Origin of the sequence: Streptomyces sp. NPDC091416 (assembly GCF_044756845.1) — a bacterium.
GTDB lineage: Bacteria > Actinomycetota > Actinomycetes > Streptomycetales > Streptomycetaceae > Streptomyces.
Map to the genome: position 1 here is coordinate 526,682 of NZ_JBIVTU010000001.1, position 24,678 is coordinate 551,359.

The following is a 24,678-nucleotide window of genomic DNA, read 5'->3' on the forward strand; positions in this document are numbered from 1 at the left end:
GAGAAACGTGATGACGAGCTACCTCGAACGGTTTGCGGGACGCCACCCGCACGTCGCCGATGCGGTGATGGCCGTCGCACTGTGCGCCTGCATGGTGTTCGGAGCCGAGGTCAGCACCACCGACTCCCCCGCCCCGGTCAATCCGTGGCCCGCCCGGATCCTCGCCCTCCTGTGCGGGGCGGCGCTGCTCAAGGCTCGCCGTTGTCCGCGCGCCGCACTCGTCATCACCGCGGCGTCCGCCGCAGTCCTGACCGGCCTCGGTCACCTGCCCAGCCCCCTGCTCCTGGCCCCGGTGATGGCCGCCCTGTACTGGCTCGCCACCCTCACCGACTCGCGCACCACCAGCCTCTGCGCCTACCCGACCATGGCCGTCCTCGTGGCCACCTCCCTGTCCGCCGTACCGATCGGCGACGACTTCATGCTCCGGTCCGTGGGCACCGTCTTCTGGCTGCTCCTGCCCCTGGCCCTCGGCGGCCTGAGCCGCTTCCGCCGCGCCTACCTGGAATCCGTACAGGCCCGTGCCGCGCACGCCGAGCACACCCGTGAGGAAGAGGCCCGGCTGCGGGTCGCCGAGGAACGCATGCGCATCGCCCGCGAGCTGCACGATGCGGTCGCCCACCACATGGCCGTGGCCCACGCCCAGGCCGGCACCGCCGCCCACCTCGCCCCCACCCGGCCCGAACAGGCCCAGAAGATCCTCAACGACCTGGTCGGAACCACCACCTCCGCGCTCCTCGAACTCCGCGCCACCGTAGGCGTGCTGCGCCAGACAGGCAGCCCGGAAGCCGACTCCTTGGAGCCCGCGCCGGGCCTGGGCCGTCTGCCCGAACTGGTGGCCGCGTGCGCGTCGGCCGGTCTCACCGTCACCGTCACCACCGAAGGCGAGAAGCGCCCCTTGTCCCCGGGCGTGGACCTGACCGCGTACCGGATCATCCAGGAAGCCCTCACCAACGCCACCAAGCACGCCTCCGACCACGAGGCCCGTGTCCAGTTCAGCTACGCGCACGCCCGTCTGCGCATCACCGTCACCAACGACGGCCCGCCGGTTGCCCCCACCGTGCCCGGCGGCGGCTACGGCCTGATGGGCATGCGCGAACGCGCCGCGTCCGTCGGCGGAGACCTGCGCGCAGGGCCCCGCCCCGACGGCGGCTTCGAGGTCGACGCCACCCTCCCGCTCCAGCCACGGACCCGGGCGGAAGCCCTGGCCGACCGACCAGAGGAAACCCGTTGACCATCCGTGTCCTGCTCGCCGACGACCAGGCCCTGCTGCGGGGCACGTTCAAGCTCCTGATCGACTCCTGTGCGGACATGGAAGTGGTCGGCGAGGCCGCCGACGGCAGGGAAGCGGTCGAACGGGCCCGCGCCCTGCAGCCCGACATCGTCCTCATGGACATCCGCATGCCCGGAACCGATGGCCTGGCCGCCACCCGGGCCATCTGCGAGGACCCCGACCTGGCCGGCACCCGCGTGCTCGTACTGACCATGTTCGAGACGGAGGAGTACGTCGCCCAGGCTTTGCGCTTCGGCGCGAGCGGCTTCCTCGGCAAATACGTCACCACCGACGCGCTGCTCGCCGGCATCCGCACCGTCGCCGCAGGCGAGGCCCTCCTCTCGCCAGGCGCCACCCAGGCCCTGATCACCCGCTTCCTCACCACCCCCACGGCTTCGGGAGCGGCCCTCGCTCCCATGGAGCGCCTCGGCGACCTCACCCCGCGCGAGCAGGAAGTCACTGTCCTCGCAGCCCAGGGCAAGTCCAACGAGGAGATCGCAGAAGAGCTCGTCCTCAGCGTCCTGACCGTACGCACCCACGTGCAACGTGCCCTGACCAAGCTCGGCGCCCGCGACCGTGCCCAACTCGTCGTCATCGCCTACCAGAACGGCCTGGTACGGCCTGAATGACGGTGTGCCGGACGTCTCGACATCAGCGCTGTGGCTGACCGCCGGCGCTTCGGTCACCGGCGCCGCCATCGAGCGTCTTCCGGCACCTCTCATCCGAACGAGGGGTCCTGCCACCAGCCTCGATCTCCCGCAGGAGCAGCGGGCATTGTCTCCGGTGCAGCTCACCAGGGAACAGCGGGAGGCTACATGGGCCAGGCCCTCAACAAGCGGCAGCGGGCCGTGCTCAACTGGGCACAGGAAGCTGCCTGGTACCAGGCCAGTCGTCTCGCCGAATACATCGCATCAGTACAGCAACCACGCCACGTCACTGCCGCCCGGGCAGGAGCGGACCGAGATCGAGGCGTGGCTCGCGTTCGCGGACGCGCACCTCCAACACCTCACCGAATCGGTCTCAGCGCCGAAACTGCCCACGCCGCCGAAACCCAGCGGCGACGACCTCAAGCCCTTCCTCGGCCGCTGGAGCCCCTACGGGCCCCGCTCCTACTGAGCGGCAACATACGGGCGGATCGCCGGTTACCGAAACCGGTGATACGCCGAATACTGCTAGCTACACCGCCACTCACTGACCAACCATCGAAAAGGAGAAGGCGGACCAGGGGAAATCAAACCGCCACGAGCCGAACCCGCTCGCCGCACAGCTTGGCCATGTCGTCAATATCGGAAGTCAGCATGACCACGGGGCGGTGCTGTCGCAGCGCGGCCTCGGCGACGGCTGCATCGATCGCGTACTTGTGTCCGTGCAAGCCGGCATTCATCAGCAACTTCGAGGCAGCCCTCGCCTCCTCGTCACCGACCGGGACGACCCGCAGCCCGGAAAGCACCCAGTTCAGGCGTGACTTGTTCGTACGGGCGTGGACGGCCTCGATGATGGTGAGCGCACTGATCACGACCTCCATGCCGCGCGAGCGCGCCTCAGCGATCAGAGCCACCACCTGTTCTTCGTCGGCGAGCAGCTTCGAGAGTCCCTCGCTGTCGAGGACGAGCGTCCCCTCGTGACTCAGCCTGCGGCGGGCCACTCGGCCTCCTCGGTGAACACCTCGTCGAAGACCTGCCGCGCCCGCTGACGAGCCGGCTCGGAGACCGGCCCCTTGCGGCTCTCGTAGTCCGCCAGGTACTCGTCCAGGACCTGCCCGCGCAGCTCACGCTCGACCGCATCGGCAATGAACGCGGAGAACTCCCGCTTGCCCACCCGAGCCCGGATCGCCTCCGCGGTCCCCTCCGGCAGCGACAGGCTCACCCGCGTCGCTGGCCCTTCCCCGATGCTGTACGTCGACTCAGCCATGCCCCCGATTGTGTCAAACGAGTAGGAAAAGTGCCACGTCCGCACTACCTTCACCGCTCGGCCAACGCCCTGCTCGCACAAATCCCAGCACGGGCGCCCTCATCCCATCCCAGCACCATCCCAGCACGGGAAAAACAAAGGGCCCGACTCCGAAGAGTCGGACCCCATCTGACCTGCACGTTTGCCAGATCAGCGACGTGGCGTTACGGCAGCCGCTACACGTTGAAGCGGAACTCCACCACGTCCCCGTCCTGCATGACGTAGTCCTTGCCCTCCATGCGCGCCTTGCCCTTGGCGCGGGCCTCGGCGACCGAGCCCGTTTCGACCAGGTCGGCGAAGGAGATGATCTCCGCCTTGATGAAGCCCTTCTGGAAGTCGGTGTGGATCACACCGGCCGCCTCGGGCGCCGTGGCGCCCTTCTTGATCGTCCAGGCGCGGGTTTCCTTCGGGCCTGCCGTGAGGTAGGTCTGCAGGCCGAGGGTGTCGAAGCCGACGCGGCCGAGGGTGGCCAGGCCGGGCTCTTCCTGGCCCATGGACTGGAGCAGCTCCAGGGCCTCCTCGTCGTCGAGCTCGATCAGCTCGGACTCGATCTTGGCGTTCAGGAAGATGGCCTCGGCGGGGGCGACCAGGGCGCGCTGCTCGTTCTTGAAGTCCTCGTCGACCAGCTCGTCCTCGTCGACGTTGAAGACGTAGAGGAAGGGCTTCGTCGTCAGGAGGTGGAGCTCGTGGAGCAGGCGGCCCTTCTCCGTGCCGGCCGTGATGCCCGCGTGGAAGAGCGTGTCGCCCGCCTCCAGGATCTTCTGGGCCTCCTCGACCGCGGCCAGGACGGCGACCTTCTCCTTCTGGAGGCGGGCCTCCTTCGTGAGGCGGGGGACGGCCTTCTCGACGGACTGGAGGTCGGCGAGGATCAGCTCGGTGTTGATCGTCTCGATGTCGTCCTTGGGCGAGACCTTGCCGTCGACGTGGACGACGTTCTCGTCCTTGAAGGCGCGGATGACCTGGCAGATCGCGTCCGACTCGCGGATGTTCGCGAGGAACTTGTTGCCCAGGCCCTCGCCCTCGCTCGCGCCGCGCACGATGCCCGCGATGTCGACGAAGTCGACCGTGGCCGGGAGCACCTTCTGGGAGCCGAAGATCTCCGCGAGGGTGTTCAGGCGGGGGTCGGGGACGCCGACGACGCCGACGTTCGGCTCGATCGTGGCGAACGGGTAGTTGGCCGCCAGCACGTCGTTCTTGGTCAGGGCGTTGAAAAGGGTCGACTTGCCGACATTCGGCAGACCGACGATTCCGATCGTGAGCGACACGGTGGCGACTTCCCTAGGGGGTGGACGGGCTCGAATGGACGTCGGGCCCGGGTGGGCCGATTCTCCAGTTTACGGGCGGGGGCGGGCGGCCCGTCACGCGTCCGGGGGAAGGGGGAATCCAGGGGGGAACCGGGGCCGGACCGGGGCGATGGTTCGCGCCGGGTCCGGGGCGGCATCGGGGGCCGGATCGGTTCCCGTTGGGCCGTGTGGCATCGAACTCATCGCCAAGGTCGCCCAAAGCGCGTGTCCCGCACCCGCTTCCGGCCGCCCGGCGACCTACGTTGTCCCGGTGGAGCAGCACAGGACACGTCCCCCGCAGCGCAGGCAGACCCGACCGGCCCCGTTGTCCCCGCTCGGGACCAAGGGAGCCGAAGGAGCCGGAGGAGCCGTCGGCGAAGGCGCGACCGTCTACCGGGTGACGAGCCCGCCGGCCGGCCGGGGCCGCCCGGTGGCCCCGGCCGTGCTCGCCCTGCGGCGGCTGCCCAATCCCCGGCTCACCGGTATCGGCGCCGGGCTCTTCGCCGCTGCCGTCATGTTCCTCGTCGGCTGCGCGGACTGGCTGCTGTTCGACGGTTCGTCCGCCGTGTTCGGTGTGCTGTTCCTGCCGGTCAGCGCGCTGACCGCGCTCTGGGTGCGGCCCGCCGACCTGGTGACCGCGCCGATCAGTGTGCCGATCGCGTTCGCCGTCGGCATCATCCCGATCGCCGGCGGCACGGGCGGCTTCGGCGGGCAGACCATGGCCGTCGTCACCGCCCTCGCCGTCCACGCCGGCTGGCTGTACGGCGGCACGCTCGTCGCCGGGCTGATCGCGACCGTGCGCAAGGTCCGCCTGATGCGGGCCCGGCAGCGGCGGATGCTGCTGGCCGCGCAGACCGCACGGCCGGCCGGGCAGCCGTCACCGTCGGCGCGGCCCGCCGGGCGGACCCCGCGGCGCCCGTCCCGGCGCTAGCGCGCGGACGCTCCAGGGAGCCTCAGCGGCCCGCTGCCGCCATCGCCGCGCCCACGATGCCCGCGTTGTTCTGCAGTTCCGCGGGCACCATCTCGGCCCGCACGTGCTCGATCAGCGGCAGGAACTTGTCGGCCTTGCGGCTGACACCGCCGCCGATGATGAACAGCTCGGGCGAGAACAGCATCTCCACATGGGCCAGGTACTTCTGCACCCGGTGCGCCCAGTGGTGCCAGCTCAGGTCCCCGTCCTCCTTGGCCTTGGTGGAGGCGTGCTTCTCCGCGTCGTGGCCGTGCAGCTCCAGATGGCCGAGCTCGGTGTTGGGCACGAGCCTGCCGTCGATGAAGAGCGCGCTGCCGATCCCCGTACCGAAGGTCAGCACGATGACCGTGCCCTTGCGGCCCCGGCCCGCGCCGAAGGTCATCTCGGCGACGCCGGCCGCGTCCGCGTCGTTCAGGACGGTGACCGGGAGGCCGAGCTTGTCGCCGAGCAGGGTGCGGGCGTCCAGGTCGATCCAGCCCTTGTCGACGTTGGCGGCGGTCCGGGTGAGACCGCTGGTGACGACGCCCGGGAACGTGATGCCCACCGGTCCCTGCCAGTCGAAGTGGCCGACCACCTCGGCCACGCATCCGGCCACGTCCTCGGGCGTGGCCGGATGCGGGGTGAGTACTTTGTGGCGCTCCCGCGCCAGGTCTCCGCGGTCCAGGTCCACGGGAGCACCCTTGATCCCGGAACCGCCGATGTCCACGCCGAAGATCTCCATGTGATCCACGGTACGGGCACCCGGCCCCGCTCACTTCCTGGAACGGGAAACCGGGCGGAGAGCGAATGGGCGGGGAACGAGCCCAGCCGCACCAGGTGCTACTCCGCCGACAGCGCGGCCGCCTCCGCGCGCAGGTCGCGGCGGAGCTCCTTGGGCAGGGAGAACACGATCGACTCCTCGGCCGCCTTCACGATCTCGACGTCCTCGAAGCCCCGCTCGGACAGCCAGGCCAGCACGCCGTCGACCAGCACCTCGGGCACGGACGCGCCGGAGGTGACCCCGACCGTCGAGACGCCCTCCAGCCAGGCCTCCTCGATCTCGTCGGCGGAGTCGACGAGGTGGGAGTCGCCCGCACCCGCACCGAGCGCGACCTCGACCAGGCGGACCGAGTTCGAGGAGTTCTTCGAGCCGACGACGATCACGAGGTCGGCGTCCGCGCCCATCTGCTTCACCGCGATCTGGCGGTTCTGCGTGGCGTAGCAGATGTCGTCGCTGGGCGGCGAGATCAGGAGCGGGAACTTCTCCTTGAGCGCGCCGACGGTCTCCATCGTCTCGTCGACCGAGAGCGTGGTCTGGGAGAGCCAGACGACCCTGGACGGGTCGCGCACCTCGACGTTCGCGACGTCCTCGGGGCCGTCGACCAGGGTGATGTGGTCGGGGGCCTCGCCGGAGGTGCCGATGACCTCCTCGTGGCCCTCGTGGCCGATCAGGAGGATGTCGAAGTCGTCCTGCGCGAAGCGGACGGCTTCCTTGTGGACCTTGGTGACGAGCGGGCAGGTCGCGTCGATCGTGGCGAGCTTCCGCTGCGCCGCCTCCTCGTGCACGGTCGGCGCGACGCCGTGTGCGGAGAACATGACGATCGAGCCCTCGGGGACCTCGGCGGTCTCCTCGACGAAGATCGCGCCCTTCTTCTCCAGGGTCTGCACGACGTACTTGTTGTGGACGATCTCGTGGCGTACGTAGACCGGGGAGCCGTACTGCTCCAGGGCCTTCTCCACGGCGATCACGGCACGGTCCACGCCCGCGCAGTAGCCACGGGGAGCGGCGAGCAGGACGCGGCGGGGTGTCGGAGCAGTCATGCGTCCCATCGTAACGGCCTGTCCCGGGGCCGGGCGCGGGCCGCTCCCGGCCCCGGGAGAGGCCGTTGGGGCGTACCGAACAGGCGCGGGGACGACGAGGTCGGGAGACTGATCATCACGCGACCGATGAGGCGACCGATGAATCGAACGACGGAGGGCCCATGGCCGGCAGCGGTACGGAAACCGGCACCGGCGGTTCGACGGAGGAGGTGAGGCTCCGGCGGACGCTCGGCTTCCGGGACCTGGTGGTCTACGGGCTGCTCTTCATCGCTCCGATGGCCCCCGTCGGCGTCTTCGGCACCCTCGACGCGAAATCCGACGGTGCCGTGGCGCTGGTGTACATCGCCGCGACCGTCGTCATGGCGTTCACCGCCTTCAGTTACGCCCAGATGGTGCGGGTCGCCCCGCTGGCGGGGTCGGTCTTCGCGTACGCGCGCAAGGGGCTCGGCGAAGGCCCCGGGTTCATCGCCGGGTGGATGGCGATGCTGGACTACCTGCTGATCCCCGCGGTCGCCTATCTCTTCTCCGGGATCGCGATGAACGCGCTGGTTCCCGAGGTCTCGCGGTGGGTGTGGACGGCCCTGGCGGTGGTCCTGACCACGCTGCTCAACCTCTGGGGCGTACGGGCGGCGGCCCGGGTCGGCTTCGCGGTGCTCGCGATGGAGATCGTGGTGCTGCTGGTGTTCCTGGTGTCCGCGGTGGTGGTGCTCGTACAGGACGGGGCGCAGCGGGGCTGGCTGTCGCCGCTCACCGGGGATGCGGGCTTCTCCGCGACGGCGGTGCTGGGCGCGGTGTCCGTGGCGGTGCTCTCGTATCTGGGCTTCGACGCCATCGCCTCGTTCGCGGAGGAGGTGACGGGCGGCTCGGCGAAGGTGGCGCGGGCGGTGCTGTTCTGCCTGGTGCTGGCGGGGGTGCTGTTCGTGGCGCAGGCGTATCTGGCGGCGCTGCTGGAGCCGATGTCGTCGGCGGAGCTGGCCGCCGATCCGGTGGCGCAGGGCTCGGCGTTCTACGACGTGGTGGACTCCGCGGTCGGAACCTGGCTGCACGATCTGGTGGCGGTCAGCAAGGCGATCGGGGCGGCGTTCGCGGCGCTGGCCGGGCAGGCGGCGGCCGGGCGGCTGCTGTTCGCGATGGCCCGGGAGCGCCGGCTGCCCTCGCTGCTGTCCAAGGTCGATCCGGGTTCGGGGGTGCCGAGGATCGCGATCCTGATCGCGGCGGTCATCACGATGGTGGCGGCGGTGTGGGCGGCCCGGCGGGACGACGGTCTGGATCATCTGGTGTCCGTGGTGGACGTCGGGGCGCTGACCGCGTTCGTCCTGCTCCACGCGTCGGTGGTCGGCTGGTTCGTGGTGCGGCGGATGGAGGGGTCGCCGAGCTGGTGGCGCCATGTCCTGGTCCCGGTGGTGGGGGCCGCGGTGCTGATCGCGGTGATCGTGGAGGCGACGACGAGCGCTCAGGTGGTGGGCGCGTGCTGGCTGGCGGTGGGGTTGGTGGTGCTGGCGGCGCAACGGGGGCGCCGGGCGGCGGCGTGAGGGCGGCGAGGACCGGCCCTGGTTGCGGGCGGGCGGTGGGGACGGGCCCCTTGTGTGCGGGCGGGCGCGGTGAGGCCGGTCCCGGTGGCGTCCGGGCAAGGTACGGAAACGGCCCTGGTGGCGTGCGGGCGACGCGAGGGCGGGTCCCCCTGGGTCGTACGGCCGCGGCAAGGACGGTCCCTCTTGAAGGCGTACGGTCGCGGCAAGGGCGGTCCCTCCTGCGGGCGTACGGGCGCGGTGGGGTCCGGGCCCGTTGTCGGTGCCGGCGGATACGCTCGCTCGCATGGCTCTCCAAACTTCCCCGGACGCTCCGCTGCCCGTCGGTGACGTGTCGCGGCTGATCGGCGGCTGGATCGACCGGCTCGGCGCGGTCTGGGTCGAGGGGCAGATCACGCAGCTGTCGCGGCGGCCGGGTGCCGGGGTGGTGTTCCTGACCCTGCGCGACCCGTCCCACGACATCTCGGTGAGCGTGACGTGCTTCCGGCAGGTCTTCGACCGGATCGCGGACGTGGTGACGGAGGGCGCGCGCGTCGTCGTCCTCGCGAAGCCCGAGTGGTACGCGCCCCGCGGCCAGCTCTCGCTGCGGGCCACGGAGATACGCCCGGTCGGCATCGGTGAGCTGTTGGTCCGGCTGGAGCAGCTCAAGAAGTCCCTGGCCTCGGAAGGCCTGTTCGCTCTCGACCGCAAGAAGCCGCTGCCTTTTCTGCCCCAGCTGATCGGGCTGGTCTGCGGACGCGCGTCGGCCGCCGAACGCGATGTGCTGGAGAACGCGCGCCGCCGGTGGCCCGCCGTCCGCTTCGAGGTGCGCAACACCGCGGTGCAGGGCGTGCACGCGGTGAACCAGGTGGTCGGCGCGGTCAAGGAGCTCGACGCGCTCGACGACGTGGACGTGATCGTCGTGGCGCGCGGCGGCGGCAGCGTGGAGGATCTGCTGCCGTTCTCGGACGAGGAGCTGATCCGTACGGTCGCCGCCTGCCGCACCCCGGTCGTCTCGGCGATCGGGCACGAACCCGACTCCCCGCTGCTCGACCTGGTCGCCGACGTACGGGCCTCCACGCCCACGGACGCGGCGAAGAAGATCGTGCCCGACGTGGGCGAGGAGCTGGACCGGGTGCAGCAGCTGCGGGACCGGGCGCTGCGGACGGTACGGGGACTGCTCGACCGGGAGGAGCGGGGCCTGGCGCATGCGCTGGGGCGGCCCTCCATGGAGCACCCGCAGCGGATGGTGGACGAGCGTGCCTCGGAGGTCGACGCGCTGATCGGGCGGGGCCGGCGGGTGCTGGGCCATCTGCTGGACCGCGCGGACTCGGAGCTCGCCCACACCCGCGCCCGCGTCCTCGCCCTGTCGCCCGCGGCGACGCTGGAGCGTGGTTACGCGGTGCTCCAGCGGGCCGACGGGCACGTGGTCCGGGACCCGGCCGACGCGGGCGCCGCCGGGGACGCGCTGCGGGCCCGGGTGTCGGGGGGCGAGTTCACGGTGCGGGTCGACGGATGAGCGGCCGCGGCCGCGGGGAACGGACATGCCGACGCATAGGGTGGATCACATGACGGACGACGGGACGACGACGGCTGCGGCGACGGGCACGCTCGGTTACGAGCAGGCGCGCGACGAGCTGATCGAGGTGGTGCGCCGCCTGGAGGCGGGCGGAACCTCGCTGGAGGACTCCCTCGCACTGTGGGAACGTGGCGAGGAGCTGGCGAAGGTGTGCCGGCACTGGCTGGAGGGTGCGCGTGCCCGTCTCGACGCGGCGCTGGCGGGACCCGGCGCCCCCGGGGAGGACGCCGGGGACACGGCGGCCGACGCGGGCTGAGCGGACACGGGCCCGGTGGCGGCCGGTGCGGGTTGCCGGACACAGGCCCGGCGGCACAGCGCAAGGCGTCTGCGGTGTGCAGTCAGTCACTCCCCTCCCGTTTTAGTTGAAAGTTAACCTACCTCTCGCGTACCGTGATCAGCGTTGCTTGATCCCCCGTGTACGTCCGGAAGGTAATACGCAAGATGTCCCTCGTTCTTGACCCCGCCGCCCAGGACCTCCTCTTCCGTGAGGCCCGCACCGCCAACACCTTCACCGACGAGCCGGTGACCGACGAGCAGGTCCAGGCGATCTACGACCTGGTCAAGTACGGCCCGACCGCGTTCAACCAGTCGCCGCTGCGCGTCATCCTGGTCCGTTCGGACGAGGCCCGCGCCCGGCTGCTCCCGCACATGGCCGAGGGCAACCAGCCGAAGACCGCGACCGCCCCGCTGGTCGCGATCCTGGTCGCGGACAACGAGTTCCACGAGGAGCTCCCGGCCCTGCTGCCGCACTTCCCGCAGGCCAAGGACCTGTTCTTCTCCGAGCGCCCGGTCCGCGAGTCGGCCGCCTCGCTGAACGCCGCCCTGCAGGCCGCCTACTTCATCATCGGCGTCCGCGCCGCCGGCCTGGCCGCCGGCCCGATGACGGGCTACGACGCCGCCGGGATCGAGAAGGAGTTCCTCGACGGCGACCACAACGTGCTGATGGTCGTCAACATCGGCAAGCCGGGCGAGGACGCCTGGTTCCCGCGCCTGCCGCGCCTGGCGTTCGACGAGGTCGTCAAGACCGTCTGAGCCACGCCGCCCCCAGGGGGCACATGGACACAGGGAAGGCCCTGGAGCTCGAGCTCCAGGGCCTTCCTCGTACCCCCACGCCGAAGCGCGGGCGTCAGGACGTCTTCAGTGACGCCGCCATCTCCGTCAGCCGCTCCGCGGAGGCGGATCCGGTCACGACCGTGGTCGCACCCTTGTCCCGGCGCACGAGGGCGTCGTACTTCGGGCCCTCCCAGTGCTGCCAGGTCTCGCCCGCCACCTGCTGCGTGCGCCCGGTGTCCTTCGCCTTCTGGCTGACCTCGGCGACGTACTTGTCCGCAGCGGAGGTGGACTGCTCCACCGCGACGTACTTGCCGTCCGGGTCCAGGAAGCCCAGGTGCCAGCTGTTGCCCGCCTCGCGGTCGTAACCGACCGAGGTGGGCTTCCAGTCCTGCGCCAGGCCGCTCGGGGCCGCGACCGGGTACGGGGCCGCGCGCCGCGCGGTCAGGAGCTCGACCCGGTAGTCGACCGCCTTGACCGGATCGGCCTTGTCGTCGTGCGGAACGAAGATGTAGGCGACGCCCGCCACCGCGGAGATCACCGCCAACGACAGGAACATGTCCCGAACTGTCTGCTTGCCTCGCTTGCTTGCCACGCGTCCATCGTCGCATCAGCCCCGGCGGCACCGAAGCGCGGGACCGGGTCGGGGGACGGGAGCGGGTGGACGGCGCGACGGAGCCGGGACGGACCGACGGACGCAGTCATGGGCCCGGTCGCCATGGGCACGATCGAGAGGGCCGCTCATTCGTGACCCGGTCTGCTCATTTTATCGACCTGACGATAGAGTCACATCACCCTCATCCGGTCGTCGTCGTACAGAAAGGTGCGCTCCGATGTCCGAGCATCATCTGCCGTCCCAGCTGGAGGTCTCCCCGGAGGCCCCCGACCGCAACCTCGCCCTGGAGCTCGTCCGGGTCACCGAGGCCGCCGCCATGGCCGCCGGGCGCTGGGTCGGCCGCGGGGACAAGATCGGCGCCGACGGCGCCGCCGTGAAGGCCATGCGGACCCTCGTCTCCACCGTGTCGATGAACGGCATCGTCGTCATCGGTGAGGGCGAGAAGGACGAAGCCCCCATGCTGTTCAACGGCGAGCGCGTCGGCGACGGCACCGGCCCCGAGGTCGACATCGCCGTCGACCCGATCGACGGCACCACCCTGAACGCCAAGGGCATGCCGAACGCGATCGCCGTGCTGGCCGCTGCGGACCGGGGCGCGATGTTCGACCCGTCCGCCGTCTTCTACATGGACAAGCTGGTCACGGGTCCCGAGGCCGCCGACTTCGTGGACATCAACGCCCCCGTCTCGGTGAACATCCGCCGGGTCGCCAAGGCGAAGAACTCCATGCCCGAGGACGTCACCGTCGTCATCCTGGACCGCCCCCGCCACGAGGGCATCGTCAGGGAGATCCGCGAGACCGGCGCCCGGATCAAGTTCATCTCCGACGGCGACGTCGCGGGCTCGATCATGGCCGCCCGCGAGGGCACCGGCGTCGACCTGCTGATGGGGATCGGCGGCACGCCCGAGGGCATCATCTCGGCCTGCGCCATAAAGTGCCTCGGCGGTGTCATCCAGGGCAAGCTCTGGCCGAAGGACGAGGCCGAACGGCAGCGCGCCCTGGACGCCGGACACGACCTGGACCGGGTGCTGTCCACGGACGACCTGGTCAGTGGCGACAACGTGTTCTTCGTGGCCACCGGCATCACGGACGGCGAGCTGATGCGGGGCGTGCGCTACCGCGCGGAGACGGCGACGACCGAGTCGATCGTCATGCGCTCCAAGTCGGGCACCATCCGGAAGATCGACTCCACCCACCGGCTGTCGAAGCTGCGTGCCTACAGCGCGATCGACTTCGACCGCGCGAAGTGACGTAGGCACGTCCCCGCGAAGAGGCGCCCCCCATGTGCGGTGGGGGCGCCTCTTCGCGTCAGCGGGTACGGATGCGCGCTCCGGTCCGGGTACGCGCTCCGGCACTGATGCGTGCTCCGGTCCGGGTACGCGTTCCGGCACTGATGCGTGCTCCGGCACGGGTACGCGTTCCGGCACCGATACGCGCTCCGGCGCGGGTACGCGTGGGGAACGGACACGCGTCCAGGCACGCGTGCGGTCCGGATCTCCGTCAGCCGGCCGCGGCGATACGGCCGGTGGCGCCGGACGCCTTGAGCTCCGCCTCGCGCCGCCTGCGGCGGGCGAGCGCCACACGGCGTTCGGCGGCGGTGAGGCCGCCCCACACCCCGTACGGCTCCGGTTGCACCAGGGCGTGTTCGCGGCATTCGATCATCACGGGGCAACGCGCGCAGACCCGCTTCGCGGACTCCTCGCGCGACAGTCGGGCAGCAGTCGGCTCCTTCGACGGGGCGAAGAACAGCCCGGCTTCATCCCGGCGGCACACCGCCTCCGAATGCCAGGGGCCTGCCTGGTCCTCCCGAGCGGGGGTCCGCTGGGGAGGGACGGCGGCGACCTGCAGGGGCTGATGCGGCAGTTGCAGCACGGTCCACTCCTGACGACGGCTTCGCGAGCAAGAGGCGATGCAGCACTCCCTACCCGCTGTGCGCGCGCCTATGCACTGAGTGGCACTCAGTTCCGGTCCACGGAATTGCGGTCGAGCATATTTCCGCCCCGAATCCGCCCCCGCGCAACGGCCCGCCCCCGCGCGCCCTTGCACGCCTCAGCGCGTCTCGCCGCTCTCAGTGGCCGAGATGTTTGCGCAGCCTGTCCTGCAGGTCCGTGATGAACTTTCCGCGTTTGGGCTTCGCCTCGACGCCGCCGAACACCGAATACCCGTTGACGGCCACCACGGGAGCCTCGGGATCCGCCGATTCCAGCGTGGTGACTTCGAAACTGCCGAAAATCCCCGTTCCACTTCCGCGCAGCGAGATGTTCTCGGGAACCCTGATGTCCACGCTTCCGAAGACGGAAGTCGCATTGATCACCGTGAGCCGCTGACCGAAAAGGGCCTCGGTCAGATCGATTTCCACACTGCCGAACAGCGAGAAAGCATTCGTACGCGCGCCGACCCGCCAGCGCCCCTTGCGGCTGGCGCTGCTGAAGATCGCGACGAGGTTGTCGGCAGGGCCCGTGGGCACGTCGGGGGCCGGGGCGTACGAGGCACCCACGGCCCTCGGGGCGCCGCCCGGCGTCGGCAGGTCCCGTACCAGCGGTTCGAGTTCCCCGACGGTCTTGGCACGGTAGACGGAGTCGACCCGTTCGGCATGCTCGTCGGCGGTCAGCCGGCCCTCGGCCATCGCCTCGCGCAGGATGTCCGCGATCCGGTCGCGGTCCGCGTCGGAGGCGCGGATGACGTCGGGCCGCGTCCGCGCGGTGGGCTGCTGGGAGTGCTTTTCGAGGTCCACCGACCCAGCGTACCCAAACGCGATAGATCGCGACTAGGGCCTCGCGTTTGAATCATGCCGGGCCCGCCGGGCCGGGTGAGCCCTACCTCACAGACCCGCCGCCCCCGCAGGGTCCTACCCTGGTGGGTGCGCTGCCCAAGGGAGGTCAGCCGCTGTCTGCCGAGTGAGGAATGGCCGTAATGCCAGAGTTTGCGTACTCCGATCTGCTCCCCCTGGGAGAGGACACCACGCCGTACCGCCTGGTCACCGCCGAGGGTGTGTCCACCTTCGAGGCCGACGGACGTACGTTCCTCAAGGTCGAGCCGGAGGCGCTGCGCACCCTGGCCGCCGAGGCCATGCACGACATCTCTCACTACCTGCGCCCCGCCCACCTGGCGCAGCTGCGGCGGATCGTGGACGACCCCGAGGCCTCGTCCAACGACAAGTTCGTCGCGCTCGACCTGCTGAAGAACGCGAACATCGCCGCCGCGGGCGTCCTGCCGATGTGCCAGGACACGGGCACCGCGATCGTCATGGGCAAGCGCGGACAGAACGTGCTGACGTCGGGCGGTGACGAGGAGGCCCTGTCGCACGGCATCTTCGACGCGTACACCAAGCTCAACCTGCGCTACTCGCAGATGGCCCCGCTGAACATGTGGGACGAGAAGAACACCGGATCGAACCTCCCGGCGCAGATCGAGCTGTACGCGACCGACGGTGGCGCGTACAAGTTCCTCTTCATGGCCAAGGGCGGCGGTTCCGCCAACAAGTCGTTCCTCTTCCAGGAGACCAAGGCGGTCCTCAACGAGGCCTCCATGATGAAGTTCCTGGAGGAGAAGATCCGTTCGCTGGGTACGGCGGCCTGCCCGCCGTACCACCTGGCGATCGTCGTCGGCGGCACCTCGGCCGAGTTCGCGCTCAAGACCGCGAAGTACGCCTCCGCGCACTACCTGGACGAGCTGCCCGCCGAGGGCTCCCCCACGGGTCACGGCTTCCGTGACAAGGAGCTGGAGGAGAAGGTCTTCGAGCTGACGCAGAAGATCGGCATCGGGGCGCAGTTCGGCGGCAAGTACTTCTGCCACGACGTGCGGGTGGTCCGTCTGCCCCGGCACGGCGCCTCGCTGCCCGTCGCCATCGCCGTCTCCTGCTCGGCCGACCGTCAGGCGACCGCGAAGATCACCGCCGAGGGCGTCTTCCTGGAGCAGCTGGAGAAGGACCCAGCGCGCTTCCTCCCCGACACCACCGCCGAGCACCTGGACGAGTCCGGTGACGTCGTGAAGATCGACCTCAACCGGCCGATGGACGACATCCTCGCCGAGCTGACGAAGTACCCGGTCAAGACGCGGCTCTCGCTGACCGGCCCGCTGGTCGTGGCGCGCGACATCGCGCACGCCAAGATCAAGGAGCGGCTGGACGCGGGCGAGGAGATGCCGCAGTACCTGAAGGACCACCCCGTGTACTACGCGGGGCCCGCGAAGACGCCCGAGGGTTACGCCTCCGGTTCCTTCGGCCCGACGACGGCCGGCCGGATGGACAGCTACGTCGCGCAGTTCCAGGCGGCGGGCGGCTCCAAGGTGATGCTGGCCAAGGGCAACCGGTCCAGGCAGGTCACCGACGCGTGCGACGCGCACGGCGGGTTCTACCTCGGCTCGATCGGCGGCCCGGCGGCCCGGCTCGCGCAGGACTGCATCAAGAAGGTCGAGGTCGTCGAGTACGAGGAGCTCGGCATGGAGGCGGTCTGGAGGATCGAGGTCGAGGACTTCCCGGCGTTCGTCGTCGTCGACGACAAGGGCAACGACTTCTTCACCGAGCCGGCCCCCGCCCCGACGTTCACCAGCATTCCGGTGCGCGGTCCCGGCCTCGGCTGACCGACACCCGCATCCGCACCCCGAGGGGCGCCCCGGCCACGGCCGGGGCGCCCCTCGGCCGCTTCGGCCCCCGTCCCGTCGCCGGCCGGTGACGGACCGCCCGACCGGTCCCCGCACGGCGAAATCCAGCCAATCTCGCGCAGCGCTGTCCGGCGCCGCCCGCTCCGCTCCGGCGTCCGGATCACGCCCCGGCCGCGCCCCCCCCCCGCACCCGAGGCGTCTCGCCCCGGACATGCGGACCGGGCCGCACACCGCCGTCCCGGAGCGTTCCGCATCGCTCCCAGGGGCCGCGCCCGCACCACCGCTTTCGCGCAGAGGGCCGTCCGGACGGCTTGCGGGGAGCCGTGCCGATGCGGTGAGTTGTCCGCGTTGGGCCGGAGAACCGTGCCTCTTCCTCCGTCGTCCCGACTCCCGGTCCCCCACACCGGAACACCCCGCCTCCCGGCCCGGACGCCGGGCCAGACAACCGGCTGTCCGAACCCGCAGCGAACCACCCTCAGCGTCCCGATCCGGAAAGGCGGACACCGCATGACGCCGGTCCCTCACCGCAGCCACGCCGACGATTTGCTCTCCTTCATCAGGGCCAGCCCCTCCCCGTACCACGCCGTGGCGAGCGCGGCCCAGCGCCTGGAGAAGGCCGGTTTCCGTGAGCTGCGGGGCACCGACGACTGGACGGGCACCACGGGCGGCAGCTTCGTCGTCCACGGCGGAGCCCTGATCGCCTGGTACGCCCCCGAGGGCACGCCCTCCCCCACACCGTTCCGGATCATCGGCACCCACACGGACTCGCCGAACCTGAGGATCAAACCGATCCCCGACACCGGCTCGGCCGGCTGGCGGCAGATCGCGGTGGAGATCTACGGCGGGGTCCCGCTCAACACCTGGCTCGACCGCGACCTGGGCATCTCGGGACGGCTGGCCCTGCGGGGCCCGGGCGGCCGGACCGACTCCCGGCTCGTCCAGATCGACGAACCGCTGCTGCGCGTGCCCCAGCTGGCGATCCATCTGGACCGTTCCGTCAACGACGGCCTCGCGCTGGACCGGCAGCGGCACCTCGCCCCCGTCTGGTCGCTCGGCGCCGCGGAGGAGGGGGCGCTGCTGCGCAGGGTCGCCGCCGCGGCCGAGGCCGAGCCGGACGAGGTGCTCGGCTGGGACCTGATGCTCCACGACATCCAGCCGCCCGGATACCTGGGCGCGGAACAGGAGTTCCTGGTCTCCTCCCGGCTGGACAACCTGGTGTCGGTACACGCGGGAGTGACGGCGCTCGCGGGTGCGGCGGCGGCGGCCGGGGAGCCCTCGTACATCCCCGTGCTGGCGGCCTTCGACCACGAGGAGGTCGGCAGCGGTTCGGACACGGGTGCGCAGAGCCCGCTGCTGGAGCGCGTGCTGAGCCGTTCGGTGACCGCCCGCGGCGGCAGCCCGGAGGACTGGTCGCGGGCCCTGTCCGGTGCCTTCTGCGTCTCGGCCGACATGGCGCACGCGGTCCATCCCAACTACGCCGAGCGCCACGACCCCGACCACCGCCCGCTGCCCAACGGCGGCCCCACCATCAAGGTCAACGCCAATCAGCGCTACGCCACCGACTCGGCCGGGATCGCGATGTTCGCGTCGGCCTGCGAGCGGGCGGGGGCGCCGTGGCAGCCGTTCGTCTCCAACAACGCGATGCCGTGCGGTACCTCCATCGGACCGCTCACCGCGGCCCGGCTGGGCGTGCCGACCGTCGACGTGGGGGTGCCGGGCCTGTCGATGCACTCGGCCCGCGAGCTGTGCGGGGCGGACGACCCGGGGTACCTGGCGGCGATCCTCGGCGCGTTCGTGACCTCGGGCTGAACGCGGGTACGGGGCGGGGCCGGATGCCCCGCCCCGTACGGACGCTCCGAGGCACTACGCGAAGCGCTGCTGCGCGCTCGCGTCGCAGGGCTGCAGCCTCAGCGGGTCATGGGCTCCCGCCAGGGTCGCGCAGAGCCCGGTCGAGGCGGCCGGGCGCAGGGTGCCCGACTGCCGGACGAACTGCTGGTTGGCCGCGCCCGAGCAGTTGTAGAGGATGAGGGCCGCGCCCGCCGTGTACTTCGCGCCCGGGACGTCCAGGCAGCGGTCGTGGCTCAGTTCCGTACGGAGGTTCTTCGTGCCGGAGTCGTACCACCAGCCCTGGTTGCGCCCGCCGTGGCACTCCCAGCCGGTGACGCCGGTGTTGTTGCGGGTGACCGAGGCGGGGACGTCCAGGCAGCTGCCCGTCGCCTCGCCGCGCAGGGGCTTGAAGGCGTCGTCCCAGGCGACGGCCTGGAGCACGGGCTTGCCGGTGCTCGCCGGGTCGGCGCAGCTCGCCTCGCGCAGGCCGGAGCCGTAGATCTGGGTGAGGCAGGAGGCGAAGGCGCCGTGGCCGGCCGCGTTCGGGTGGAAGGACTGCCGGAGGGAGTTGGAGTCCGGCGGGAAGTGCGAGAGGTCGATGAACAGGCCGCGGGCCCAGGTGGACTCGCTGCACACCTCGTGGCCGTGGAAGAGCCGGGAGTTGTCCAGGTAGACGGCCCCGGTGTCGGCGGCGACCTTGCGCATGCCCCGTTCGAAGGCGGGCACGGCGACGTTGCGGCCCCAGGAGGCGTCGGAGTCGTATCCGGCGCAGCCGCCGGGAAGCTTGCCGGGGAAGTTCGGGTTGTCGTAGAAGTCCGGGCCGATGGGGCTCGGGTAGCCCATGACGACGAGCTTGTAGTCGCTGTCGGCGTAACCGGCGCCGGTCATCACGGTCCGCAGGTCGCGCACGGTCTTCTCGACCTTGGGCACGAGGCCGTCGACGCGGGCCTGCCAGCCGCCGGCGTACTTGGGCTCGCAGGTTCCCTGGCTGAGGACCCAGCGCGTGACGCAGTCCGTCATGACCGGGCCGAACTGGAGGTCGTCGTTGGCACCCGCCACCAGCACGATCATCTTGATGCGGGTGTTGCGCGCCTTGATGGCGAGGCTGTCGCTCTGGACGAGTTCGTCGGCGTACTGCTTCGAGCCGCCGATGACGATGTTTCCGGTGTACGCGCCGGAGCACGAGACGTTGTACGTGACGTCCGCCGGGATCCCGGTGCGGTGGATGGCGGAGTCGGGTGAGCGGTGGCACCAGTTGTCGGGGCCGTTGGTGCCGGCCTCGTACGTGCCGACGCCCTCGCCCGAGATCTCGCTGTCGCCGAGCGAGATGAGCCCGGTCTTGCGTTCGGCGAGCGGGCGCTCGGCCGGGTCGCCGTACAGCCGGGTGGCCTCTGCGGCGCGCAGGGCCTCCAGTTCCGGCGGCAGCGCGGTGGATGCGGTAGTGCTGGTACCGGGCTGGGCAGCACCCGCCGGGCCGGCCGCGGCGGTCATGCCGCCCAACGCCGCCGCCATGGCCGCGACGGCCGCGACCGTACATCGGATCCGGTGTCCGGTACGTCTCATTGCGCCTCCCGAGGTTGTTGTTACCCCCGGTATTTACTGGTCGGTAGACAACTTGGGAATACATGGAACAAGAGAAATGCTCATCTTTTTCGGTCCGCCCACCACGTCCCGGGCGGCCCTACGAGGAGGTTGGATCACCATGGCCGAGGAATCCGGCAAGGACTACCGCGTCGAGCACGACTCGATGGGCGAGGTACGGGTGCCCGCCGACGCGAAGTGGCGGGCCCAGACCCAGCGCGCCGTGGAGAACTTCCCGGTCTCGGGACAGCGCCTGGAGCGGGCGCACATCGCGGCCCTCGCCCGCGTCAAGGCCGCCGCCGCCAAGGTGAACGCCGAACTGAAGGTGCTCGACCCGGAGATCGCCGAGGCCATCCAGTCCGCCGCGGCGGAGGTCGCCGAGGGGCGCTGGGACGCGCACTTCCCCGTCGACGTCTTCCAGACGGGCTCCGGTACCTCCTCGAACATGAACACCAACGAGGTCCTGGCCACGCTCGCCACCGAGCGTCTCGGACGCGCGGTCCACCCCAACGACCACGTCAACGCCTCGCAGTCCTCCAACGACGTCTTCCCGTCCTCGATCCACATCGCCGCGGCCGACGCGGTGACTCGCGAACTGATCCCGGCGCTGGCCCATCTGGCGGTCGCGCTGGAGCTCAAGTCCGCCGAGTTCGCGGACGTGGTGAAGTCGGGGCGTACGCATCTGATGGACGCCACCCCCGTCACCCTGGGCCAGGAGTTCGGCGGATACGCGGCACAGATCCGCTACGGCATCGAGCGGCTGCGCGCCTCGCTCCCCCGCCTCGCCGAACTGCCGCTGGGCGGCACGGCCGTCGGCACCGGCATCAACACCCCGCCCGGCTTCTCCGCCGCCGTCATCGCGGAGGTCGCGCGGGTGACCGGGCTGCCGCTCACCGAGGCCCGGAACCACTTCGAGGCGCAGGGCGCGCGGGACGGCCTCGTCGAGACCTCCGGCCAGCTCCGCACGATCGCGGTCTCCCTCACCAAGATCTCCAACGATCTGCGCTGGATGGCATCGGGGCCGCGCACCGGCCTGGCCGAGATCAGCCTCCCCGACCTCCAGCCCGGCTCCTCGATCATGCCGGGCAAGGTGAATCCGGTCATTCCCGAGGCCGTGCTGATGGTCGCCGCCCAGGTGACGGGGAACGACACGACGGTGGCCGTCGCGGGCGCCGCCGGCAACTTCGAGCTGAACGTCATGCTGCCGGTCATCGCGAAGAACCTGCTGGAGTCCGTCCGGCTCCTGTCCAACGCCTCCCGGCTGCTCGCGGACCGTACGGTCGACGGGATCACGGCCGACGCCGAGCGGGCCAGGGAGTACGCGGAGTCCTCGCCGTCCGTCGTCACCCCGCTGAACAAGTACATCGGCTACGAGGAGGCCGCGAAGGTCGCCAAGAAGTCGCTGGCCGAGCGGAGGACCATCCGTGAGGTCGTACTGGACTCGGGTTACGTCGAGCGCGGCGACCTCACCGTGGAACAGCTCGACGAGGCGCTGGACGTGCTGCGCATGACGCGTCCCTGAACGGAATCGCCGCCGCCGGCCGCCGGCCCCGGCCACCGGTCCCTCCAGTGCCGCCTGCCACGGCACTAGGATCCCTTCATGACAGGTACCGGAGAGACCGAGCGCTGGGCGCCGGGTGATCAGATCCTGTGGCGCTACCGCGGCAACGGACCGCGGCGCCGCGGCGCCGCGCCCGCCGGGACCCCGAACCCCGTGCACATCTGCCGCCCCGTCACCGTCGTCCAGGACACCGACGAGCTGCTCGCCGTCTGGGTCGCCCCCGGCACCGAGTGCGTGAAGCCGGTACTGGCGGACGGGACCGACGTGCACGCCGAACCGCTCGCCACCCGGTACACCGCCCCGCGCACCACCGCCCGCTCGCCCTGGCTGGGCAACGGGGTGCTGAAGCTGGCCCGGGCCGGCGAGCCGTGGTCCGTGTGGCTGTTCTGGGACCGGGGCTGGCAGTTCCGCAGCTGGTACGTGAACCTGGAGGAACCGCGGACCCGGTGGGCCGGCGGCATCGACTCCGAGGACCACTTCCTCGACATCTCGGTCTACCCGGACCACAGCTGGCTCTGGCGCGACGAGGACGAGTTCGCCCAGGCCCAGCGGGTCGGCCTGATGAGCCCGGACGGCGCCCGGCAGGTGCTGGCCGCGGGGCGCGCGGCGGTCGGGGTGATCCGTGAGTGGGGGGCGCCGTTCCGGGACGGCTGGGAGGACTGGCGGCCCGATCCGCACTGGCGGGTGCCCGCGCTCCCCGCCGACTGGGACCGGCTGCCGGATGACTGGGACCGCACCCCCGCCCCCATGCCGTCGTGAGACCCTTGATGCACCCCAGGGGGGCAAACGTAGGATCGTCCCGAGAAGATCGCCTCCGCCCCAACCGCTGGGCGCGGCACACGACCTGACCGCAAGTCACCGAGTCATCGCACACGTGCACACATCATGAACCGCATCAGTCGTACGAGTCGTGCGAGTCGCACGAGTTGTCCGCATCGCATGAGCCACGACGAGGGGGTGGAGACGTGCTCGCCGTCCGCCACCCCGGCGCCGGAAACGTTGTCATCGACACCCTGCGCGGACATCCGGTTTCGGCCCCGTGTTCCGGGGCACGAGATGTCAGCCGTTGTGATTGCCGCTCATGCCGGGGCACAGTAGCGCTCCACGAGGTGATTGCCTCATACAACCGGCCCGGACGGACGGAACCCCACGCGTGACGGAGCATCCCACCTCCCACGAAGGCCGGCAGCCTCTCGCCGCCCGGTCGCAGGAACGCACCCGGCCGCGGCAGCGTGACGCCGCGTCGGCGCCTGTCCCCGCCACCGCGGCGATCCCGGCACCGGCCCAGGGCCCGGCCGGTACGGGCCCCGCGACAGGCCTCGACCCGCAGGCGTCGTCCCGTCGTGAGGGCGACCGGCTGCGCTTCGTCGGGGCCGCGACGAGGCGGATCGCCCGCGGGATAGACCTGGACGAGATCGTGCTGGGGCTCTGCCGGGCCAGCGTGCCGACGTTCTCCGACGCCATACTCGTCTACCTCCGCGACCCGCTGCCGGTCGGCGACGAGCGGCCCGTCAACCCGTTCGTGCTGCGGCTGCGCCGGTCCGACCGGCTGCGGCTGAGCGACGAGGACACCGAGAGCCTGTCGGAGACCGAGCGGCTGCGGCTGCCCACCGTGGACCCACAGGCCGATCTGACGCCCGCCTCCGAGCTGTGCGAGGTCCTGGCCGGCGGCGCGCTGGCCGAGGTGCTGCGCGGCGTGCGTCCGGTGTTCGGCGACTCCGCCGCGGCCCGGGTCGCGCTGCCCGAGCTGCTCGGCGCGGACCGCGTGGTGCCGTCCGGCCACCGGGCGATCCTCGCCCCGCTGCGCGGCCGGCGCCGGGTGATCGGCGCGGCGGTGTTCCTGCGCGGCACCGAACGCCCGCCGTTCGAGGCCAACGACCTGCTGGTCGCGGCCCAGCTGGCGACGCACACCGCGCTCGGCATCGACAAGGCCGTGCTGTACGGCCGCGAGGCGTACATCGCCGACGAGCTCCAGCGCACCATGCTGCCCGACTCGCTTCCCCAGCCCACCGGCGTCCGGCTCGCCTCCCGCTACCTCCCCGCCGCCGAGACCGCCCGCGTCGGCGGCGACTGGTACGACGCGATCCCGCTGCCCGGCAGCCGGGTCGCCCTGGTCGTCGGCGATGTCATGGGCCACTCGATGACCTCCGCGGCGATCATGGGCCAGCTGCGCACCACCGCCCAGACCCTCGCCGGCCTCGACCTGCCCCCGCAGGAGGTCCTGCACCACCTCGACGAGCAGGCCCAGCGGCTCGGCAGCGACCGCATGGCGACCTGCCTCTACGCGGTGTACGACCCCGTCGCGCACCGCATCACCATCGCCAACGCCGGCCACCCGCCGCCCGTCCTGCTCCACCTCGGCGGCCGCGCCGAGGTGCTGAAGGTGCCGCCGGGCGCCCCGATCGGTGTCGGCGGCGTGGACTTCGAGGCCGTCGAGCTGGACGCGCCCGCGGGCGCCACCCTGCTCCTCTACACCGACGGACTGGTCGAGTCGCGGCTGCGGGACGTCTGGACGGGCATCGAGCAGCTGCGCGAGCGGCTCGCCGCCACGGCCCGGCTGACCGGCCCGGACCACTCGCCGCCGCTGGAGGCCCTCTGCGACGACGTGCTGGACATGCTCGGCCCGGGCGACCGGGACGACGACATCGCGCTGCTCGCCGCCCGCTTCGACGGGATCGCGCCGAGCGACGTGGCGTACTGGTCCCTGGAACCGGAGGACTCCGCCCCGGGCAAGGCCCGCAGGCTGGCCCGCCGGGCGCTCAGCCGATGGGGGCTCGACGACATCGCGGACTCGGTGGAGCTCCTGGTCAGCGAGGTGGTGACCAATGCCGTGCGGTATGCGGAGCGGCCGGTGACCCTGCGGCTGCTGCGGACCGACATCCTGCGGTGCGAGGTCGGCGACGACGCCCCGCAGCTGCCCCGGCAGCGCCGGGCGCGGGACATGGACGAGGGCGGCCGCGGTCTGTTCCTGGTGAACCGGCTGGCCCGGCGGTGGGGCGCGACGCGTCTGTCGACCGGCAAGGTGGTCTGGTTCGAGATGCCCACCCGGGGCCAGTGACCGGGGCCGCCGAAGCCCTGGTCA

Annotated in this window: 22 protein-coding genes; 13 read left to right on the forward strand and 9 right to left on the reverse strand. The window is 71.2% G+C overall.

Annotation, left to right across the window (positions count from 1 at the left end; translation table 11 throughout):
* The first annotated feature begins 10 nt into the window (after positions 1 to 10).
* Positions 11 to 1,231, forward strand: coding sequence for a sensor histidine kinase (locus ACIQMX_RS02105; protein WP_402474410.1), 1,221 nt, complete (start codon positions 11 to 13; stop codon positions 1,229 to 1,231).
* A complete protein-coding gene (locus tag ACIQMX_RS02110; protein WP_402474411.1) occupies positions 1,228 to 1,899 on the forward strand; it encodes a response regulator in 672 nt (223 codons plus the stop codon). The genes ACIQMX_RS02105 and ACIQMX_RS02110 overlap by 4 nt, the downstream gene beginning before the upstream one ends.
* A gap of 602 nt (positions 1,900 to 2,501) precedes the next feature.
* On the opposite strand, the gene ACIQMX_RS02115 is transcribed toward ACIQMX_RS02110, so the two are convergent.
* The 3 genes from ACIQMX_RS02115 to ychF form a co-directional block, all read right to left on the reverse strand.
* A complete protein-coding gene (locus ACIQMX_RS02115; RefSeq protein ID WP_037661709.1) occupies positions 2,502 to 2,915 on the reverse strand; it encodes a PIN domain-containing protein in 414 nt (137 codons plus the stop codon).
* Positions 2,897 to 3,181, reverse strand: a complete 285-nt coding sequence (locus ACIQMX_RS02120; RefSeq protein ID WP_402474413.1) for a hypothetical protein — start codon at positions 3,179 to 3,181, stop codon at positions 2,897 to 2,899. The genes ACIQMX_RS02115 and ACIQMX_RS02120 overlap by 19 nt, the downstream gene beginning before the upstream one ends.
* A 215-nt stretch (positions 3,182 to 3,396) precedes the next feature.
* Positions 3,397 to 4,485, reverse strand: a complete 1,089-nt coding sequence (ychF, locus tag ACIQMX_RS02125; RefSeq protein ID WP_363066642.1) for a redox-regulated ATPase YchF — start codon at positions 4,483 to 4,485, stop codon at positions 3,397 to 3,399.
* Between the two features lie 343 nt (positions 4,486 to 4,828).
* On the opposite strand from ychF, the gene ACIQMX_RS02130 reads away from it, so the two are divergent.
* Entirely contained in the window at positions 4,829 to 5,434 is a 606-nt protein-coding gene (locus ACIQMX_RS02130; protein WP_402475569.1) for a DUF6542 domain-containing protein, read from the forward strand.
* 22 nt (positions 5,435 to 5,456) lie between these two features.
* Here ACIQMX_RS02130 and ppgK read toward each other — a convergent pair whose 3' ends face one another.
* Positions 5,457 to 6,194, reverse strand: coding sequence for a polyphosphate--glucose phosphotransferase (ppgK, locus tag ACIQMX_RS02135; RefSeq protein ID WP_363066643.1), 738 nt, complete (start codon positions 6,192 to 6,194; stop codon positions 5,457 to 5,459).
* 98 nt (positions 6,195 to 6,292) lie between these two features.
* Positions 6,293 to 7,282, reverse strand: coding sequence for a 4-hydroxy-3-methylbut-2-enyl diphosphate reductase (locus ACIQMX_RS02140; RefSeq protein WP_363066644.1), 990 nt, complete (start codon positions 7,280 to 7,282; stop codon positions 6,293 to 6,295).
* A gap of 152 nt (positions 7,283 to 7,434) precedes the next feature.
* On the opposite strand from ACIQMX_RS02140, the gene ACIQMX_RS02145 reads away from it, so the two are divergent.
* The 4 genes from ACIQMX_RS02145 to ACIQMX_RS02160 all read left to right on the forward strand — a co-directional run bounded on the left by ACIQMX_RS02145 (position 7,435) and on the right by ACIQMX_RS02160 (position 11,392).
* Positions 7,435 to 8,805: an APC family permease gene (locus ACIQMX_RS02145; protein WP_402474415.1), complete on the forward strand. Its 1,371-nt coding sequence runs from the start codon at positions 7,435 to 7,437 to the stop codon at positions 8,803 to 8,805.
* Positions 8,806 to 9,088: 283 nt separating this feature from the next.
* Entirely contained in the window at positions 9,089 to 10,300 is a 1,212-nt protein-coding gene (gene xseA, locus ACIQMX_RS02150; protein WP_363066646.1) for an exodeoxyribonuclease VII large subunit, read from the forward strand.
* A gap of 49 nt (positions 10,301 to 10,349) precedes the next feature.
* Positions 10,350 to 10,616 (forward strand): exodeoxyribonuclease VII small subunit, encoded by a 267-nt coding sequence (locus ACIQMX_RS02155; protein ID WP_363066647.1) that lies wholly within the window; start codon positions 10,350 to 10,352, stop codon positions 10,614 to 10,616.
* Positions 10,617 to 10,801: 185 nt separating this feature from the next.
* Complete coding sequence (locus tag ACIQMX_RS02160; RefSeq protein WP_402474417.1) at positions 10,802 to 11,392, forward strand: malonic semialdehyde reductase; 591 nt, start codon at positions 10,802 to 10,804, stop codon at positions 11,390 to 11,392.
* A gap of 94 nt (positions 11,393 to 11,486) precedes the next feature.
* On the opposite strand, the gene ACIQMX_RS02165 is transcribed toward ACIQMX_RS02160, so the two are convergent.
* Positions 11,487 to 12,005 (reverse strand): DUF4245 domain-containing protein, encoded by a 519-nt coding sequence (locus tag ACIQMX_RS02165; RefSeq protein ID WP_363066649.1) that lies wholly within the window; start codon positions 12,003 to 12,005, stop codon positions 11,487 to 11,489.
* Positions 12,006 to 12,243: 238 nt separating this feature from the next.
* On the opposite strand from ACIQMX_RS02165, the gene glpX reads away from it, so the two are divergent.
* Entirely contained in the window at positions 12,244 to 13,275 is a 1,032-nt protein-coding gene (gene glpX / locus ACIQMX_RS02170; RefSeq protein ID WP_148020488.1) for a class II fructose-bisphosphatase, read from the forward strand.
* 250 nt (positions 13,276 to 13,525) lie between these two features.
* Here the strand turns inward: glpX and ACIQMX_RS02175 are convergent, their stop codons facing one another.
* Positions 13,526 to 13,897, reverse strand: a complete 372-nt coding sequence (locus tag ACIQMX_RS02175) for a WhiB family transcriptional regulator (RefSeq protein ID WP_363066650.1) — start codon at positions 13,895 to 13,897, stop codon at positions 13,526 to 13,528.
* A 196-nt stretch (positions 13,898 to 14,093) separates the two neighbouring features.
* A complete protein-coding gene (locus tag ACIQMX_RS02180; RefSeq protein WP_363066651.1) occupies positions 14,094 to 14,759 on the reverse strand; it encodes a DUF1707 domain-containing protein in 666 nt (221 codons plus the stop codon).
* 170 nt (positions 14,760 to 14,929) lie between these two features.
* On the opposite strand from ACIQMX_RS02180, the gene ACIQMX_RS02185 reads away from it, so the two are divergent.
* Together ACIQMX_RS02185 and ACIQMX_RS02190 are read left to right on the forward strand one after the other, a co-directional pair.
* The gene (locus tag ACIQMX_RS02185) at positions 14,930 to 16,606 is read left to right on the forward strand and encodes a fumarate hydratase (RefSeq protein WP_402474419.1); all 1,677 of its coding nucleotides are present in this window, start codon (positions 14,930 to 14,932) and stop codon (positions 16,604 to 16,606) included.
* Positions 16,607 to 17,134: 528 nt separating this feature from the next.
* Positions 17,135 to 18,436 carry a M18 family aminopeptidase gene (locus tag ACIQMX_RS02190; protein ID WP_402474421.1) on the forward strand — a complete coding sequence of 434 codons (1,302 nt, stop codon included), beginning with the start codon at positions 17,135 to 17,137 and terminating at the stop codon, positions 18,434 to 18,436.
* Positions 18,437 to 18,490: 54 nt separating this feature from the next.
* On the opposite strand, the gene ACIQMX_RS02195 is transcribed toward ACIQMX_RS02190, so the two are convergent.
* The gene (locus ACIQMX_RS02195; RefSeq protein ID WP_363065262.1) at positions 18,491 to 20,017 is read right to left on the reverse strand and encodes a ricin-type beta-trefoil lectin domain protein; all 1,527 of its coding nucleotides are present in this window, start codon (positions 20,015 to 20,017) and stop codon (positions 18,491 to 18,493) included.
* A gap of 139 nt (positions 20,018 to 20,156) precedes the next feature.
* On the opposite strand from ACIQMX_RS02195, the gene ACIQMX_RS02200 reads away from it, so the two are divergent.
* The 3 genes from ACIQMX_RS02200 to ACIQMX_RS02210 all read left to right on the forward strand — a co-directional run bounded on the left by ACIQMX_RS02200 (position 20,157) and on the right by ACIQMX_RS02210 (position 24,654).
* Positions 20,157 to 21,557, forward strand: a complete 1,401-nt coding sequence (locus ACIQMX_RS02200) for a class II fumarate hydratase (protein WP_402474423.1) — start codon at positions 20,157 to 20,159, stop codon at positions 21,555 to 21,557.
* A gap of 78 nt (positions 21,558 to 21,635) precedes the next feature.
* Positions 21,636 to 22,355, forward strand: coding sequence for a DUF402 domain-containing protein (locus ACIQMX_RS02205; protein WP_363065266.1), 720 nt, complete (start codon positions 21,636 to 21,638; stop codon positions 22,353 to 22,355).
* Positions 22,356 to 22,749: 394 nt separating this feature from the next.
* Positions 22,750 to 24,654, forward strand: coding sequence for a SpoIIE family protein phosphatase (locus tag ACIQMX_RS02210; protein ID WP_363065268.1), 1,905 nt, complete (start codon positions 22,750 to 22,752; stop codon positions 24,652 to 24,654).
* Positions 24,655 to 24,678 lie beyond the last annotated feature (24 nt).

What these genes read in the sequence shown, in the direction of transcription:
- ACIQMX_RS02105 (WP_402474410.1), top strand. Translation starts at nt 11, where the DNA reads ATGACGAGCTACCTCGAACGGTTTGCGGGACGCCACCCGCACGTCGCC.
- ACIQMX_RS02120 (WP_402474413.1), bottom strand. Translation starts at nt 3,181, where the DNA reads ATGGCTGAGTCGACGTACAGCATCGGGGAAGGGCCAGCGACGCGGGTG.
- ppgK (WP_363066643.1), bottom strand. Translation starts at nt 6,194, where the DNA reads ATGGAGATCTTCGGCGTGGACATCGGCGGTTCCGGGATCAAGGGTGCT.
- ACIQMX_RS02140 (WP_363066644.1), bottom strand. Translation starts at nt 7,282, where the DNA reads ATGGGACGCATGACTGCTCCGACACCCCGCCGCGTCCTGCTCGCCGCT.
- ACIQMX_RS02145 (WP_402474415.1), top strand. Translation starts at nt 7,435, where the DNA reads ATGGCCGGCAGCGGTACGGAAACCGGCACCGGCGGTTCGACGGAGGAG.
- xseA (WP_363066646.1), top strand. Translation starts at nt 9,089, where the DNA reads ATGGCTCTCCAAACTTCCCCGGACGCTCCGCTGCCCGTCGGTGACGTG.
- ACIQMX_RS02155 (WP_363066647.1), top strand. Translation starts at nt 10,350, where the DNA reads ATGACGGACGACGGGACGACGACGGCTGCGGCGACGGGCACGCTCGGT.
- ACIQMX_RS02160 (WP_402474417.1), top strand. Translation starts at nt 10,802, where the DNA reads ATGTCCCTCGTTCTTGACCCCGCCGCCCAGGACCTCCTCTTCCGTGAG.
- glpX (WP_148020488.1), top strand. Translation starts at nt 12,244, where the DNA reads ATGTCCGAGCATCATCTGCCGTCCCAGCTGGAGGTCTCCCCGGAGGCC.
- ACIQMX_RS02185 (WP_402474419.1), top strand. Translation starts at nt 14,930, where the DNA reads ATGGCCGTAATGCCAGAGTTTGCGTACTCCGATCTGCTCCCCCTGGGA.
- ACIQMX_RS02190 (WP_402474421.1), top strand. Translation starts at nt 17,135, where the DNA reads ATGACGCCGGTCCCTCACCGCAGCCACGCCGACGATTTGCTCTCCTTC.
- ACIQMX_RS02195 (WP_363065262.1), bottom strand. Translation starts at nt 20,017, where the DNA reads ATGAGACGTACCGGACACCGGATCCGATGTACGGTCGCGGCCGTCGCG.
- ACIQMX_RS02200 (WP_402474423.1), top strand. Translation starts at nt 20,157, where the DNA reads ATGGCCGAGGAATCCGGCAAGGACTACCGCGTCGAGCACGACTCGATG.
- ACIQMX_RS02205 (WP_363065266.1), top strand. Translation starts at nt 21,636, where the DNA reads ATGACAGGTACCGGAGAGACCGAGCGCTGGGCGCCGGGTGATCAGATC.